Annotated in this window: 12 protein-coding genes and 1 pseudogene; 5 read left to right on the top strand and 8 right to left on the bottom strand. The window is 75.5% G+C overall.

Features of this window, described 5'->3' with window-relative positions; all coding sequences use genetic code 11:
• Window positions 1–10 precede the first annotated feature (10 nt).
• Window positions 11–1261, top strand: coding sequence for a neutral/alkaline non-lysosomal ceramidase N-terminal domain-containing protein (locus FB558_RS37575; protein ID WP_211367119.1), 1251 nt, complete (start codon window positions 11–13; stop codon window positions 1259–1261).
• 13 nt (window positions 1262–1274) lie between these two features.
• Here FB558_RS37575 and FB558_RS37570 read toward each other — a convergent pair whose 3' ends face one another.
• Window positions 1275–2033 carry a class I SAM-dependent DNA methyltransferase gene (locus tag FB558_RS37570; protein ID WP_246107049.1) on the bottom strand — a complete coding sequence of 253 codons (759 nt, stop codon included), beginning with the start codon at window positions 2031–2033 and terminating at the stop codon, window positions 1275–1277.
• A 112-nt stretch (window positions 2034–2145) separates the two neighbouring features.
• On the bottom strand, window positions 2146–2811 hold the full coding sequence (locus FB558_RS37565) for an FMN-dependent NADH-azoreductase (protein WP_142062588.1): 666 nt from the start codon (window positions 2809–2811) through the stop codon (window positions 2146–2148).
• Window positions 2812–2916: 105 nt separating this feature from the next.
• On the opposite strand from FB558_RS37565, the gene FB558_RS37560 reads away from it, so the two are divergent.
• The gene (locus tag FB558_RS37560; RefSeq protein ID WP_246107048.1) at window positions 2917–3429 is read left to right on the top strand and encodes a MarR family winged helix-turn-helix transcriptional regulator; all 513 of its coding nucleotides are present in this window, start codon (window positions 2917–2919) and stop codon (window positions 3427–3429) included.
• Here FB558_RS37560 and FB558_RS37555 read toward each other — a convergent pair.
• Window positions 3426–3803, bottom strand: coding sequence for a nitronate monooxygenase family protein (locus FB558_RS37555; protein WP_211367118.1), 378 nt, complete (start codon window positions 3801–3803; stop codon window positions 3426–3428). The two genes, FB558_RS37560 and FB558_RS37555, sit on opposite strands and share 4 nt — an antisense overlap.
• A 271-nt stretch (window positions 3804–4074) precedes the next feature.
• Here FB558_RS37555 and FB558_RS37550 point away from each other — a divergent pair.
• A pseudogene (locus tag FB558_RS37550) lies at window positions 4075–4632 on the top strand (DUF222 domain-containing protein); the annotation flags it as partial.
• Window positions 4633–4845: 213 nt separating this feature from the next.
• On the opposite strand, the gene FB558_RS37545 reads toward FB558_RS37550, so the two are convergent.
• From FB558_RS37545 to FB558_RS37535, 3 genes are read right to left on the bottom strand one after another with little or no spacing between them, the layout of a single operon-like run.
• A complete protein-coding gene (locus FB558_RS37545) occupies window positions 4846–5706 on the bottom strand; it encodes a phytanoyl-CoA dioxygenase family protein (RefSeq protein ID WP_211367117.1) in 861 nt (286 codons plus the stop codon).
• Window positions 5697–6434, bottom strand: a complete 738-nt coding sequence (locus FB558_RS37540) for a FadR/GntR family transcriptional regulator (RefSeq protein ID WP_170231743.1) — start codon at window positions 6432–6434, stop codon at window positions 5697–5699. Before FB558_RS37540 ends, FB558_RS37545 begins: the two co-directional genes overlap by 10 nt.
• Window positions 6435–6457: 23 nt before the next feature.
• The gene (locus tag FB558_RS37535; protein ID WP_142062580.1) at window positions 6458–8152 is read right to left on the bottom strand and encodes an MFS transporter; all 1695 of its coding nucleotides are present in this window, start codon (window positions 8150–8152) and stop codon (window positions 6458–6460) included.
• A 5-nt stretch (window positions 8153–8157) separates the two neighbouring features.
• On the opposite strand from FB558_RS37535, the gene FB558_RS37530 reads away from it, so the two are divergent.
• A complete protein-coding gene (locus FB558_RS37530; RefSeq protein ID WP_142062577.1) occupies window positions 8158–8577 on the top strand; it encodes a tautomerase family protein in 420 nt (139 codons plus the stop codon).
• A gap of 13 nt (window positions 8578–8590) precedes the next feature.
• Here FB558_RS37530 and FB558_RS37525 read toward each other — a convergent pair whose 3' ends face one another.
• Window positions 8591–9805, bottom strand: a complete 1215-nt coding sequence (locus FB558_RS37525; RefSeq protein WP_142062574.1) for a CoA transferase — start codon at window positions 9803–9805, stop codon at window positions 8591–8593.
• Between the two features lie 143 nt (window positions 9806–9948).
• Here FB558_RS37525 and FB558_RS37520 point away from each other — a divergent pair, with 143 nt between their 5' ends.
• A complete protein-coding gene (locus FB558_RS37520; protein ID WP_246107047.1) occupies window positions 9949–11919 on the top strand; it encodes a cytochrome c oxidase assembly protein in 1971 nt (656 codons plus the stop codon).
• A gap of 83 nt (window positions 11920–12002) precedes the next feature.
• On the opposite strand, the gene FB558_RS37515 is transcribed toward FB558_RS37520, so the two are convergent.
• Window positions 12003–14273: a heavy metal translocating P-type ATPase gene (locus tag FB558_RS37515; protein WP_142062571.1), complete on the bottom strand. Its 2271-nt coding sequence runs from the start codon at window positions 14271–14273 to the stop codon at window positions 12003–12005.
• Between the last annotated feature and the right edge of the window lie 105 nt (window positions 14274–14378).

Here is a 14378-nt window from a genome sequence, read left to right as displayed (position 1 = left end):
GGGCCGCGGCGTGAGGGCCGGGACCGCGGTCCGCGACGTCACGCCGCCGGCGGGCGCGGCCATGTCCGGGTTCGCGGCGCGGACGGCAAGGGCCACCGGCGCGCACGACCCGCTGCTGGTGCACGCGCTGGTCGTCGAGGACACCGCGCTCGTGACCGTCGACGTCGTCGGCCTGCACGAGGACGACTGCGCGGAGATCGGCAGGCGCTGCCGGCTGCCCGCGGACCGCGTCGTCGTGCACGCCACGCACACGCACGGCGGCCCCGCCGGCATGCGCGGGCGCCTCGGCGGCCCGGTCGACGAGACCTGGCTCGATGCGCTCGTCGCCACCTGCGCCGACGCCGTCGACGCCGCGCACGCCGCCCGCGAGCCGGTCGAGGTGCGGGCCGGGTACGGGGCCGACCCGGGGGTGGCCCGCAACCGCCGCCGGGCGGGCGGGCCCGTCGACGGCGCGCTCCCGGTGCTGCACCTGCGCCGCCCGGACGGCTCGCTGCTGGCCGGCGTCGTCTCCTACGCCTGCCACCCCGTCGTCCTCGGCGCCGACAACACCCTCCTCACCGCCGACTACCCGGGCGTCGTCCGCCGGGTCCTCGCCGAGCGGCTCGGCGGGCCGGTCCTGTTCGTCACCGGGTGCGCGGGCGACGCCAACACCGGCCACAGCGCCGCGGCGTCGATCTCGACGGCCGCCGCGGACGGGCGGACCTTCGCCGCCGCCGAGCGCGTCGGCACCCGCGTCGCGGAGGCGGCGCTCACGGCCGGGCCGCAACCGGGACCGGGACCGGGACCGGTGCGGGCCGCCACCCGGCAGGTGGCGCTCGACCTGGACCCGCCGACGGCCGCCGAGATCGCCGCCGGTGTCACGGAGTGGGAGGCGGAGGCGGCCACGGCCGAGCCGGCCAGGGCCGCGCTCCTGCGCGAGTGGGCGGCGTGGGGACGCGCGCAGCCCGCGGGCCCGCCGACCTGGTCCGGACCGGTGAGCGTCCTGCGCTGGGGCCCCGCGCTGCTCGTCGCGCTCCCCGGCGAGCCGTTCGCGGCCGCCGCCCACGAGGTCCGCCGGCACGCGCCCCCCGGAACGACCGTGCTCGTGGCCGGCTACTCCGGCGGCTGCCCCGGCTACCTCCCGCCCACCGAGGAGTACGCGCACGGCGGCTACGAGGTCGACGAGGCCCACCGCTACTACGGCATGCCCGGTCCGTTCGCCCGCGGCGCGGCGGAGCGCGTCCTCGACGCGGCGCGAGCGCTTCTCGACGCGGACGGCTGACCGCCGCGCGGCGTCAGCGCCCGTACAGCGAGACGTGCCGCGGGCTGCCGGCGTCGAACGGCTCGCCGGACCAGCCGCCCCAGCGGGCGTGCAGGCGCAGGCCCGCCAGCCGCGCCATCAGGTCCAGCTCGCTGGGCCAGACGTAGCGCAGCGCGAGCGGCTCGACCTCGACACCGGACGCGCCAAGCGCGACGTGGCACTTGTCCACGCGCTGGCTGACCCGGTCGTAGCGCCCGACCTCGATCGAGGCCCCGTCCGGGCCGATGCGCCCCGCGTCGACGTACTGGTCGACGCCGTCGCGGTCCTGGCGCAGGCCGTACATCGGGTCGGGCACGACGTTCTCGACGACGAACACCCCGTCGCCCGTGAGGTGCCGCGCGGCGTTGGCCACGCACTCGACCTGCGCGTCCTGGGTCACCAGGTTCATGAGCGAGTTGAACACGACGTACACCAGCCGGTAGCGGTCCGGGAGCTCGACCGTGGCCATGTCCCCGCAGGTGACCGCCAGCGCCTCGCCTCCCGGCTTCGCCCGGAGCCGCTCGACCATCGCGGCCGACAGCTCGACGCCGTCGACCCGCACGCCGGTGGCGGCCAGCGGCAGGCCGATCCGCCCGGTGCCGATCGCGAGCTCCAACGCCGGCCCGTCGCCTGCCAGCTCGGCGAGCCGGGCCACGGCCGCGGCCTCGTCACCCCGCGGTTGGTCGTCGTAGCCGGCCGCGACGCGGGGACCGAAGCTGGAACGGGGGTCGAACGGCATCTGCGCGAAGGCCACGGCGGCATTCGAACCCACGACCGGCGCCCGGGCAATCGAGTTGCCCGCCGCGAGCACCCGTCGACCGCTCGCCGGGTCGGCGCGACCCCTCCCGCGCCGGCCCGGCGAGCGCTCAGGCCGCGCCGGTGCGGGCGAGGGCGACGAGGCGGGCGTGGGCGCGTGCGGTGCTCTCGGCGAGCTCCCGCGCCGACGAGCGGGAGGCGGCGGCGAGGTCGCGCAGGTCGGCCATGTGCGGGTTGACGTCGGCGAGCGTCAGCTCGGCGGTCACGACCGCGACGTCCCCACCGAGGACGTCGCCGAAGATCCGCTCGACGTAGGGCGTGGCGTGGTCCCATCCGTCCCGCGGGGTGCCCGGGGAGTACCCGCCGCCGCGTGCGACCACGACCGTGACGGGCTTCCCCTGCAGCGGCAGCCGGCCGGGGCCGCAGCGCTGGTCGGCGATCAGCAGGTCCGTCCACGTCTTGAGGTGCTGCGAGACCCCGAAGTTGTAGAGCGGCGACGCGACCACGAGGGCGTCGGCGGCGAGCACCTCGTCCGCGAGCCGGGCCGCCAGCGCCACGGCGTCGCGCTGCGCGGGCGTCCGGTCCTCCTCGGCGGTGAACCCGGCGGTCGCCGCGAGCTGCCACGCGTCGGCGGGCAACGGGTCGGCGGCGAGGTCGCGGCGCAGCACGCGATCGTGCGGATGGTGCTCGATCCACGTGCGCTCCACGGTGTCGGCGAGCTCCCGGCTCACCGAGCCCTCCACGCGGATGCTGGCGTCGACGCGGAACAAGGTCATCGGGACTCCTGGGCGGTTCTGGGATGTTGCACAGATCGTCTGTCTCATAGACGGTCTTGTCAACAGAACGCCATCGTCGCCGCATTCCCCCGGTACGATGCGACCGTGAGCACACCCGGCCCCGTCGAGTCCGATCTCGGCTGGGCCCTGGGCGCGGTCATGCGGTCGTACCTGCGCGCCACCACCGAGGCCGTCGGCGACGTCCCCGGCGGTCCACGCGGCTACCAGGTGCTCTCGGCCGCCGCAGGCGAGCCGCGCAGCCAGCTCGCGCTGGCCCAGCACCTCGGCGTCGACCGCACGGTGATGACCTACCTGCTCGACGACCTGGAGCGTGCCGGCCTCGTCGAGCGCCGCCCCGACCCGGCCGACCGGCGCGTCCGCCGGGTGGTCCTCACCGACCAGGGCGGCGCCCGGCTCTGCGAGCTGGAACGCCGGCTCGCGGCGGCCGAGGAACGGCTGCTCGACCCGCTCGGCCCCGCCGAGCGCGACCACCTGCGCCACCTCCTGCGCGTGCTGGCCACCCGCACCACGCACGGCGAGGACCCGTGCACCGTGGTGGAGGAGGCCCGGCAGGAGCTGGCAGAGGCCGGCCCGGCGCCGCGGCGGGTGCGCGGCTAGCCGCAGCGCTGCGAGCCGTCAGGCGAGGAGTTCCCGCGCCTCGCGCCACATCCGGGTGACGATCTGCGCGGCGGGCTCCTCGGTCGCACGGCCGCGCCCTGCCCGGCCCAGTGGTTGACGCGGTCCAGCCCGTGGGACTCGCCCCGGCACCACTGGCCGACCAGCCCGCGCTGGTGCGGGTAGGGCGCCGGGCGCGGTGCGTCGGGCTCAGCCCACGCCGTGACGTACGGGGTGGGCGCGGCCCGGCCGAGCCGTCCCGAGTAGGCGCGCGTCGGCACGGTGGCCTCGGGAGCCAGCCCGTCGAGCGACGCCGCCCAGCCCTCCGCGATGCCCGTCTCCGGGGCCCGCAGCAGCGCGATGCCGACCTGGGGCAATGCCGCCGGTCGGCCCGGACCGTGCGGCGGCCGGATTCTCGCGCCGCCCTGCTCAGTTCCCGCGCACCGTCGATGAGGGGCGTGGCCGGAAATGGGTGCGTGGGCGGCAGAGATCACCGTGAGCCGTACTCGAGGGTCTTTCCGGAGACGCTCAGGTACCGCTCGCGGGGATCCGCCTGCCGCCCGCACCGCATGATCGCGGAGTCGGCGCATTCCCAGGTGGAAATCGCCCGTTTACGCGCCGAAGTCGTGATCATGTGCGGCACCGGCGGAGCAGGCGTTGGCCGAGTTCGACGACCGTGCGGGTCGGGCGGGGCCGGGGGTGCGGTCGTGTGCGCAGTGGTTGTCGTGGCGGGCCGGGATGAGCCTGCGTACCGCCGCCGAATACGTCCGCGTCGCGCACGCCCTGCAACGACTACCGCGCATCACCGAAGCGTTCGCGGCCGGCCGGATCTCCTACTCGAAGGTGCGGGCGTTGACCCGGTTCACCGGCACCGACACCGCCGCACTCACCCGGATCGCCGCCGCGATCACCGCCGGCGAACCCGACCTGCGCCACCTCACCGTCGCCGATGCGGAGACTGCGGAACAGGTACTGCTGAACCTCGCCCTATCGGGCACCGCCAGCCACGTCGAGACCGTGGTGCAGGCCGTGCGCCGCCGCCACATGCCGTTGACCGGCAACACCGACAGACTGATCGAGATCCACACCCGGGCCGGACTACGGATCGAGCGCACCACCCTGACCCCGAACTGGTTCGGCGAGCGCCTGGATCCGGAGCCGATCCTGGACGCGCTGCTCCCGCGCCGGACCCGCACCGCGGCCTGACCGCGTTCAGCGGAACGCACCAAACCTGCATTCAGCGGCTGACCAGGACAGACGAACGTTCGGCGGAACGCCGAGCCGGCGTCGAGCCCGCTGATCACGGGCAGACGAGCGTTCCGCGGAACACACTCAATCCGGCATCCGCTGCGCGGTCGCCGGAGGCCTCGACCCTCCCCGGTGGACCGGGCGTCACCGGTCGAGTACGGCGCACCTGGCTCACATCTCGGAGGCGAACGCGCTGCGGCCCAGCGCGCTCTGCACCTCGTAGATCGAGCCCTCCCGCGCGTGCTTGGGCAGCGGGATCCGCACGGGGACCGGCTCGACCCGCGGCGTGACGGTCGGCTCGCCGCACAGCAGCCGCTCGTTGAACGCCTCCCAGCCGGGGAAGTCCACCAGCGGCCACGCGTCCGCGGCCGCGTACTCGAACAGCAGGAACCGGCGGGGACGCTGCGAGCGGTTGGGCGCGGACCCGTGCAGCAGCCGCGCGTGGTGCACGGAGACGTCGCCCGCGCGCAGCTCGATCGGCACCGCCTGCTCGGTGAGCCCGTCGGCGGGCACCGCCCCGGCGAAGACGCCGTCCTGGTGGTGGTCGTGCACGGGCCCCTGGTGCGAGCCGGGCACCACCATCAGGCACCCGTTCTCGAGCATCATGTCGTCCACGGCGATGCCGACCGCGAGAACGTCGTCGTTCGTGTGCGGGTAGAAGGCCCAGTCCTGGTGCCACTCGACGGGGCTGCCGAACTCGGGCGACTTCAGGTTGAGCTTCGTGTTCTGGAACCGCACGGAGTCGCCGACGAGCTGCCGCACGACCGCGAGGACGGCCTCGTTGCGCAGCGCGCGGTCGTAGGCCGGGTGCCGGCGGTGAGGTGCCTTCAGCCGCCGCAGTCGCGGCTCGGCGGCGGTGTGCCCCGGCTCGAGGTCGAACACGTCGGTGTGCGCGGTGACCTCCCGCGAGCGCTCCACGAACTCGTCGGTCACCCGTTGCAGCTCGGCGACCTCGTCGGGGGTGAAGACGTTGCGGACCGCGAGGAACCCCTGCTCGCGGTAGGTGTCGATTTGTTCGGGCGTCAGGTGCACTGGTGTCTCCCTTCCTGGCCGCCGCGCACCGCAGCGGCATCCCGGACCTGGCAGTCGACGTGGTCCTCCATCCGGGCCACCGCGAGGGCGGCGGCGCCCGCCTCCAGCGCGGCCAGGATCGCGAGGTGCTCGGCGTGCAGGGTCTGCCGGTCGCCGGGCGCGCGGCCGAACTCGCCCCACGCGGTCACCCAGGCCTGGTGCACCCACTTCTGCACGCGCTCGAGCACCGGGTTGCCGGCCGCGCGGGCCAGCAGCGCCTCGAAGCGCACGTCCAGGCTGCCCTGCTCGACGTCCTGGTCGGCCAGCTCCCCCGCCGCCCGCTCGAGGAACTCCCGCACGGCGGCGAGATCCGGCTCCGCCTGGCGCGCCAGCACCCCCACGACCCGGGTCTCGATCGCGGCGCGCAGGTCCGTGAGCCACTGCAGCGAGTCGGCGGCCGGCTCCACCCCGGCGAGCAGCTGCTCGACGGGCAGCGTGCCCTCCGGATCGAGGACGAACGCGCCCGAGTTGCGCCGGATCTCGATCTTGCCCATGCTCTCCAGCGCCCGCAGGGCCTCGCGCACGGAGACGCGGCTGACCCCGAGGCCCTCGGCGAGGTCCCGCTCCGACTGCAGGCGCTCGCCCGGCGCCATGCTCGCCACCATGGCGTCGAGCTGGCCGAACACCTCCCGGTAGACGTGCACCTGCGTGATCGGGAGCAGGCGGAACGGGCGGCGTTCTGCGGTCATGACCGCGATTGTGGCGCCTGGCGTCATTTTCGCTCCGGTGACGCGGCCCGGACGGTCGGCTCGGCGAGGATGTCGCTGCGGTAGGTCTCCGGGCCCCACAGCACCGCGAAGACCGTGATGAGCGACAGCACGACCATGTACCCGGCCACCGCCCACGGCGTGCCGCCGCTCCAGACCAGCAGCAGGCTGGCGAGGAACGGCGCCGGGCCACCGGCGAGGATCGAGCCGAGCTCCCGGGCGAACGCGAACCCGCTGTAGCGCACGCGCGGCCCGAACAGCTCGGTGAAGTAGGCCGCCTGCGGCCCGAACATCCCCGCGACGCCGATGCCCACGGCCGCGGCCATCGCGAACACCACCACCGGCGTACTGCCGGTCTGCAGCAGCAGGAAGTAGGGAAACGCGAACAGCGCGCAGAAGAGCGCGGCGCCGGCGTAGACGGGCCTGCGGCCGATCCGGTCGGACAGGATCGACCAGACCGGCACCATGACCAGCTGCGCGCAGGTGGCGATCGTGACGGCGATGAGCGCGGTGGTGCGGGAGTAGCCCAGCTGGGTGCTGAGGTAGCTGATGCTCCACGTCGGGAACAGGTAGCCGAGCGCGTTCTCGGCGAAACGCGCGCCGATGACGACGACGAAGCTGCGCGGCTGGGTCTTCAGCGCGTGCGCGATCGGCGTCCGCAGGACGTCACGACGCTCCCGGGCCTGCGCGAACACCGGCGTCTCGGCCAGGCTCAGCCGCAGGTAGAGCCCGACGCCGACCAGGACGATGCTGATCCAGAACGGCACCCGCCAGCCCCACGACAGGAACTGCTCCTCGGGCAGTGTCGAGACAAGGGCGAACACCCCGGACGCCAGCAGCGTGCCGAGCGAGACCCCCATCGGCGACCAGCTGCCGAACCAGCCGCGCCGGTCCGGCGGGGCGTGCTCGACCGCGTAGATCACCGCGCCGCTGTACTCGGCCCCGGCGCCGAACCCCTGCAGCAGGCGGAACAGCACCAGCAGCACCGGCGCGGCGATGCCGATCGTGTCGTAGGAGGGCACGAACCCGATCAGGAACGTCGCCCCGCCCACGAGCAGGAGCGTGGCGATCAACACGTTCTTGCGGCCGATGCGGTCGCCGAAGTGCCCGAAGAACTCCCGCCCCACACCGGGATCACCCGTCACGCCGAGGTGCCCGGATCGGCAGGCGCCGTCCACGTCGCGGGCCCCCTGCACCAGCGCTGCCAGGGTGTGCGGGTCCGTCGTGAGCTGCACGTCCGCGTCCGGCGCGGCGCCGCGCACGATCTCGAGACGCCCGCGGTCGACGTGCACCCGGAACGGCTGCTCGTCCACGACGAGCCCGACCGCGACGGTGGCGGCGGCCGCGGCGCGGGGATCGAACAGCACCCGCAGGCTCAGCACGGCGGAGTCGACGCTGAGCGGCTCGTCGGCGCGCTCGGCCATCTCCGGCGACCGGACGCTCCAGCGGGCGAGGGCGACCACCACCGGCTCGAGGTCCGCGCCCCACTCGGTGAGCTCGTACACCCACGCGCTCGCCGGCGCGGGGAGGCGTCGCCTGCGCACGACGCCGTGGGACTCGAGATCGCGCAGCCGCACGGTGACCATGTCCGCGCCGGCGCCGGGCAGCCCGGCACGGAGATCACCGAAGCGCTTGGGCCCGAGCAGGAGCTCGCGGACCTCGAGCAGCCGCTCACCGCTCCGCCCGACCCGGGAGTGCACCCGTCATGCCCCTGCTGTTCCTCGAAGCGCCCACCGGCCTCGACGCCCGCACCAAGGCCACGCTGATGGCCGAGCTGACCGGCGCCGTCGACCGGACCTACCGCTTCCCCGACACCCGGATCTTCCTGCGCGAGTACCCGGCCGAGAACATCTGCCAGGACGGGCGGGTCGGCGCCGGCGCGGTGCGCCCGGTCGCGTTCCTCGAGGCCCCGGAGCTCGCGAGCGTCGACGCGAAGCGCGCACTCGTCGTCGACGTCCAGGCCGTCATCGCCCGGCACCTCGCGGGGGTCGCGGACGTCGAGCAGACCCTCGTCCTGATCAACCAGTACCCGCTCGAGCACGTCGGCTGGCACCGGCAGCTCCAGTCCGACAACCCCGTGATCGTCCAGGTCGTCGAGGCGATGAACGCCGTTCCCGCGCCCTGACCGGCCGCCCGACTCAGGCCCGGTCGCCCGCGCCGATCACGCCGGCGCCGGCCAGGCGTCCGATCTCGGCGTCCGAGAGGCCGAGCACCTCGGCGAGCACCCGCGCGGTGTCGCGGCCGAGCTGCGGCGCCCGCCCCGGCTCACCGTGCTCCCCGTTCCACCGCAGCGGGGACCGGGCCGTGATCGCCTGCCCGCCACCGGGCAGCGCGACGTCGGCGAGCACGGGGTGGGTGCCGCGCCGGTGCGCGGCCACGACGTCGGTCATGCCCCGGTAGCTGCCCCACAGGACGCGCGCCGCGTCGAGCTCCTCGCGGACCTGCGGGAAGTCGCGGGCGAGGAACCAGGGCCGCAGGATCGCCGCGATCGTCTCGCGGAGCCGGTAGCGGTCCGACTCGCGGGTCAGGTCGGCGTCGAGCGCCACCTCCAGCGCGTCGAACACCTCGCGGGTGCCGGTCACCGCGCACAGCGCCGCCCACTGCCCCTCGGTCAGCGCCACGACCATGACGCGCTCGCCGTCGCGGCAGGCGAAGTCGACCCCGAAGCTGCCGTACACGTGGTTGCCGTGCCGCGGCCGCTCCGAGCCGCGCTCCGCGGCCTCGGAGAGCCATCCGAGGTTCGCCACGCCCGCGAGCGCGACGTCGGCGAGCGCGAGCTCGATGCGCGCACCGCGCCCGGTGCGGTTCCGGTCGTGCAACGCCGCCAGCACGCCGGTGGAGACCGACAGCCCGGTGATCAGGTCCCACGCGGGCAGCACGTGGTTCACCGGGGCGCCGCCCTCCTCCGGCCCGGTGATCCCGGGCAGCCCGACCTCGGCGTTCACGGTGTAGTCGACCGCGGGCCGCCCGTCGGCGTGGCCCTGCACGCGCAGGTGGATCAGGTCGGGCCGGCGTGCCGCGAGCGCGTCGTAGGACATCCAGCGCCGCCCGACCACGTTGTCCACCAGGACGCCGCGGTCCGCGCCCGGGGCGGTGACCAGGGCGAGCACCAGCTCCCGCCCTTCGTCCGCGCGCATGTCGACCGCGACCGAGCGCTTCCCCTTGTTCAGCGACGACCAGTAGTAGCTGCTCCCCGAGGCCGCGACCGGCCAGCGCTCGTGGTCGGGCCCGCCCCCGAGCGGGTCGATCCGGATCACGTCGGCGCCGAGCTGGGCGAGGGTCATCCCGCCCGTCGGGCCGGCGACGAAGCTCGCGCACTCGACGACGTGCAGGCCTGCCAGCGGAGGGGTCATGGCCCCGATTCGAGCACACGACCCCTTCGTAGAGGTCGTCGCGGGCCGCTGTCGGGTTCCCGGCCCGACCACCGGAGCACCCTCCCGCCGGGCGTACTGTCCCGGCCGTCCGGTCCGGGCGGGGCGGACGCGGAGGAGGGAACGTGCAGGACACCGACCGCGCGCGGTCGCAGCGGGCCGTCCGGTGGGGATCGCCCCGGCTGGTCGCGGCCGGGATCGGCGCGGTCGCCGCACTCGCCGCACTGGCGGCCGCGGCGACGCTGGTGGACACGCAGATGTACGCGCGGCTGGGCATCCCGGTCGCCGCCGCCGGGACGCAGGTGCTCGTCGGCGCCCTGCGCGTGGTGGTCGTCCTGACCTCGGCCACGTCCCTCGGCTCGCTGCTGTACGCCGCGTTCCTGCTACCCGCCCAGCCCTCCGGAACCGTCGACGCCGGCGGCTACCGCGCGATCCGGCGGGCCGGCTGGTGCGCCGCCACGGCCGGCGGCGCGGCGCTGCTGCTCGCCCCGGTCACCGCGGCCGACCTGTCCGGGTCGGCCCTGACCGAGGTTCTGGCCGGCCCGGACCTGCTGAGCACCTTCGCCGCGCTGGAGGAGCCGGTCGCGTGGCTGCTCACCGGCGTCGGGTCCGCCGTCGTGGCGCTGGGGTGCGCGTGGGCGCTGCGCTGGTGGGAGGCCGCGCTGCTCGCCGCGCTCGCCACGGCGGCGCTGCTGCCGGTGCCCGCGGTCGGGCAGGCCGCGGTCGGGCGCGGCCACGACTGGGGCACCGACGCGGCGATCGTCCAGGCCGTCGCGCTGGCGGTGTGGCTGGGCGTGCTGGTCGCACTCGTGCTGCACCGCCGCTACGGCGGCGGGATCGACGCCCCGCTGTGGCGCCGCGCCCGGATCCTGCTGGTCGGCAGCGGGTCGGCCTGGGTGCTGTCCACCCTGGTCCTGGCCCTGTTGCTGACGGTCCCGGGCTCGCTCCCGGGCACCGCGTGGGGACGCTGGCAGCTGGTGCAGGCGGGGTGGGCCGCCGTCGCCGTGGCGGTCTGGTTCCTCGCGGGACGCCGCGCCCGGATGCTGCCCTCGCTCGCCGCGCTGAGCGCGGTGGTGGTCGTGGTGGCCGCGGCGATGGCGCACACCGTGCCACCCCGGTTCCTGGCCCGCGCGGACACCGACGGCGAGGTGCTCATCGGTTACGAACTGCCCGAGCCGTTCTCCGCGCTGCGGGCGCTGCTCGACTGGCGGGGCAACATCCTGTTCACCGTCGCCGCGGTCGCCGCGGTGGCGCTCTACCTGCACGGCGCCCGGGTCCTGCGCGCCCGCGGGGACGCCTGGCCGGTCGGCCGGACCGCGGCGTGGGTCTGCGGGTGGGTCGTGCTGGAGCTCGCGACCTCATCGGGGCTCGGCCGGTACGCGCCCGGCCTGTTCAGCGTCCACATGATCAGCCACATGGCGCTGAACATGCTGGCCCCGGTGCTGCTCGCGCTCGGCGGCCCGGTGACGCTCGCGCTGCGGGTGCTGCACCCGGCCGGGCGCGGCAACCCACCCGGCCCGCGGGAGTGGCTGGCCGCCGCGGTGGCCTCGCCGGTCGCGCGGTTGCTGACCCACCCGCTGGTCACGCTGACGCTGTTCGTCGGCTCGTTCTACGTCCTGTACTTCACGCCGCTCTTCGAGGCGTCGCTGCGCTACCACTGGGCGCACCAGCTGATGTACCTGCACTTCCTCGCCGTCGGGTACCTGTTCTTCTGGCCGCTCGTGGGCGTCGACCGCGCACCCGTGCGGCTGCCGCACCTGGGCCGGCTGGCCGTGCTGCTGGCCGCCATGCCGTTCCACGCGTTCTTCGGCATCGCCCTGATGAGCATGGACGACCTGATCGGCGGCGAGTTCTACCGCTCGCTGGCGCTGCCGTGGGTGTCCGACCTGCTCGCCGACCAGAAGGTCGGCGGCGGGATCGCCTGGGCGACCGGGGAGGTGCCGATGCTGGTGGTCGTCGTCGCCCTGCTGCTGCAGTGGTCCCGCGAGGACGAGCGGTCCGCCGCGCGGCACGACCGCAGGGCCGACCGCGACGACGACGCGGAGCTGGGCGCCTACAACGAGATGCTCGCCCGGCTCTCGCAGGGCCGGCGCTAGCGGCTGGGGCGCGATGTCATGATCGCCGGTTGAGTGCAGTCACGGTCACGGGCACTGCCGTGAGCGCACTGAACCGGCGATCTTCAGCCACCCGCGGCGGTCCGCAGCCGCAGGCTGTTCGTCACCACCAGCAACGAGGACAGGGCCATCGCCGCCCCGGCCAGCAGGGGGTTGAGCAGGCCGCTCGCGGCCAGGGGGATCGCGGCCACGTTGTAGCCGAAGGCCCACACCAGGTTGCCGCGGATCGTGCCGAGCGTGGCGCGGGCCAGGTCGATCGCGGTGACGAGCGCGCGCAGGTCGTCGCGCACCAGGACCAGGTCGGCGGCCTCCAGGGCGACGTCCGCGCCGGCGCCCACGGCGATGCCCAGGTCTGCCGCGGCGAGCGCGGCCGCGTCGTTGACGCCGTCGCCGACCATCGCGACCGTGCGCCCCTCGCCACGCAGGCGCTGCACCAGGGCGACCTTGTCGTCGGGCAGGGCGCGGGCGTGCACGTCGACCGCGTCGATCCCGACGGCGGCGGCGACGGTGGCCGCGGCGGCGGGGCTGTCGCCGGTCAGCAGCACGGGGCGCAGCCCGCGGGCCCGCAGTCCGTCGACCGCGGCGCGGGAGCTGTCGGGCACCGGGTCGGCCAGGGCGATCACCCCGGCGGCGGCACCGTCCACGGTGACCGCGACGACCGTCCGCCCGGCCCCTTCCCATTCCGCCACCCGCCCGGCCAGCTCGTCGGGCAGCAGCTCGGGCCGTCCCACGACCACGTCGGCGCCCTCGACCGTGCCGCGGGCGCCCAGCCCCGGCAGGGCGGTGAACCCCTCGACCTCGGGCAGCTCGCCGAGCTCCTGCGTCGCGTGCTCCACCACGGCACGCGCGATCGCGTGCTCGGAGGCGCGCTCGACGGCGCCTGCGCGGCGCAGCAGCGCGGCGGGGTCGGTGTCGGGTACACAGGCGACGCCGGCCACCCGCATCCGGCCCTCGGTGAGGGTGCCGGTCTTGTCCAGCACGATCGTGTCGACCGCGCGCACGGTCTCCAGCGCGCGGTGCCCCTTCACGAAGATGCCCAGCTCGGCACCCCGTCCGGAGGCCACCATCAGCGCGGTGGGAGTGGCGAGGCCCAGCGCGCACGGGCAGGCGATGATCACGACGGCGACCGCGGCGGCCAGCGCCTGCTGCGCCCCGCCCCCGGCCAGCAGCCAGCCCACGAGGGTGCCCGCGGCGATCACGAGGACGGCGGGGACGAACACCGACGAGATGCGGTCCACCAGCCGCTGGGTGGCCGACTTCTCCGCCTGCGCCCGCTCGACGGCGGCGATCATGCGGGCGAGCCGGGTGTCGGCGCCGACCCGGTCGGCGACCACGACCAGCCGGCCGCCGGTGGCGATCGTGCCGGCGACGACGGGCGTGCCCGGGCCCGCCTCGACCGGCACGGACTCGCCGGTCATCGCGCTGGTGTCCACGGAGGCGGCGCCGGACTCGACCGTGCCGTCGACGGCGATCCGCTCGCCCGGGCGGACGACGAACCGGTCGCCGACGCGCAGCACGGCCGCGGGCACCCGCCGCTCGGTATCGCCGTCCGTGCCGCAGTCCGGGTCCCCCTCGAGCAGCGCGACCTCGTCGGGGCGCAGCAGCGCGAGCGCGCGCATCACCCCGCCCGCGCGACGGCGGGCGCGCGCCTCGAAGTAGCGCCCGGCGAGCACGAACGTCGTCACGCCCGCCGCCACCTCGAGGTAGAGCGGCCCGGTGGGGTGCAGCACGGCCTGCCACCCGGAGGCCACCGGGGGCTGCCCGGCCGTCGCCACCAGCCCGACCAGCGACCACGCGGTCGCGGCCACGACCCCGAGTGACACGAGGGTGTCCATCGAGGTGGTGCCGTGGCGCAGGTTGGCCACCGCCGCGCGGTGGAAGGGCCACGCCGCCCACCCGACCACCGGGAGCGCCAGCGCGGCGACGACCAGCTGCCAGAACGGGAAGCGCAGCGACGGGACCAGCGACAGCGCGAGCGAGAGGTCCGCGAGCGGCACGAACAGCACCAGCGCGACGGCCAGCCGCACCCGCAGCCGGCGGACGGCGTCCACGTCCTCGGGCTCCGGCGCCGCGTCCGGCGCGACGACCCGCGCGGAGTAGCCGGCCTTCTCGACGGTCTCGACCAGGCGCTCGTCTCCGACACCGGCGGGCGCGCTGACCACCGCGCGCTCGGTGGCCAGGTTCACCGCGGCCCGCACCCCGTCGAGCTTGCGGAGCTTGCGCTCCACCCGCCCGACGCAGGCGGCGCACGTCATCCCGCCGATCGCCAGCTCGACCGTCCGGCCGGCCGGTGCCTCCGTCGCGGTCTCCGCCGGCATCGGGGCCGTCGTGGACATCGGGCTTCCACCTCACGTTCCCGGTCGCCGCCGCGCCGTTCGGGCGGGCCGGGCCGTCCGCGACGATAGCCAGGCGCGGCGGGCCCGCATCGAGGGCCCCGGCCC

The sequence above is a fragment of the Pseudonocardia kunmingensis genome (genome assembly GCF_006716445.1).
In the GTDB taxonomy this organism is placed as follows: Bacteria; Actinomycetota; Actinomycetes; order Mycobacteriales; family Pseudonocardiaceae; genus Pseudonocardia; species Pseudonocardia kunmingensis.
The sequence above is the reverse complement of the archived record's forward strand: the minus strand, read 5'-3'. Positions and strand labels throughout refer to the sequence as shown.

Coding starts and splice junctions, on each gene's coding strand:
- FB558_RS37565 (WP_142062588.1), bottom strand. CDS start 2,811: ATGACCTTGTTCCGCGTCGACGCCAGCATCCGCGTGGAGGGCTCGGTG.
- FB558_RS37540 (WP_170231743.1), bottom strand. CDS start 6,434: ATGACCGCAGAACGCCGCCCGTTCCGCCTGCTCCCGATCACGCAGGTG.
- FB558_RS37530 (WP_142062577.1), top strand. CDS start 8,158: ATGCCCCTGCTGTTCCTCGAAGCGCCCACCGGCCTCGACGCCCGCACC.
- FB558_RS37525 (WP_142062574.1), bottom strand. CDS start 9,805: ATGACCCCTCCGCTGGCAGGCCTGCACGTCGTCGAGTGCGCGAGCTTC.
- FB558_RS37515 (WP_142062571.1), bottom strand. CDS start 14,273: ATGTCCACGACGGCCCCGATGCCGGCGGAGACCGCGACGGAGGCACCG.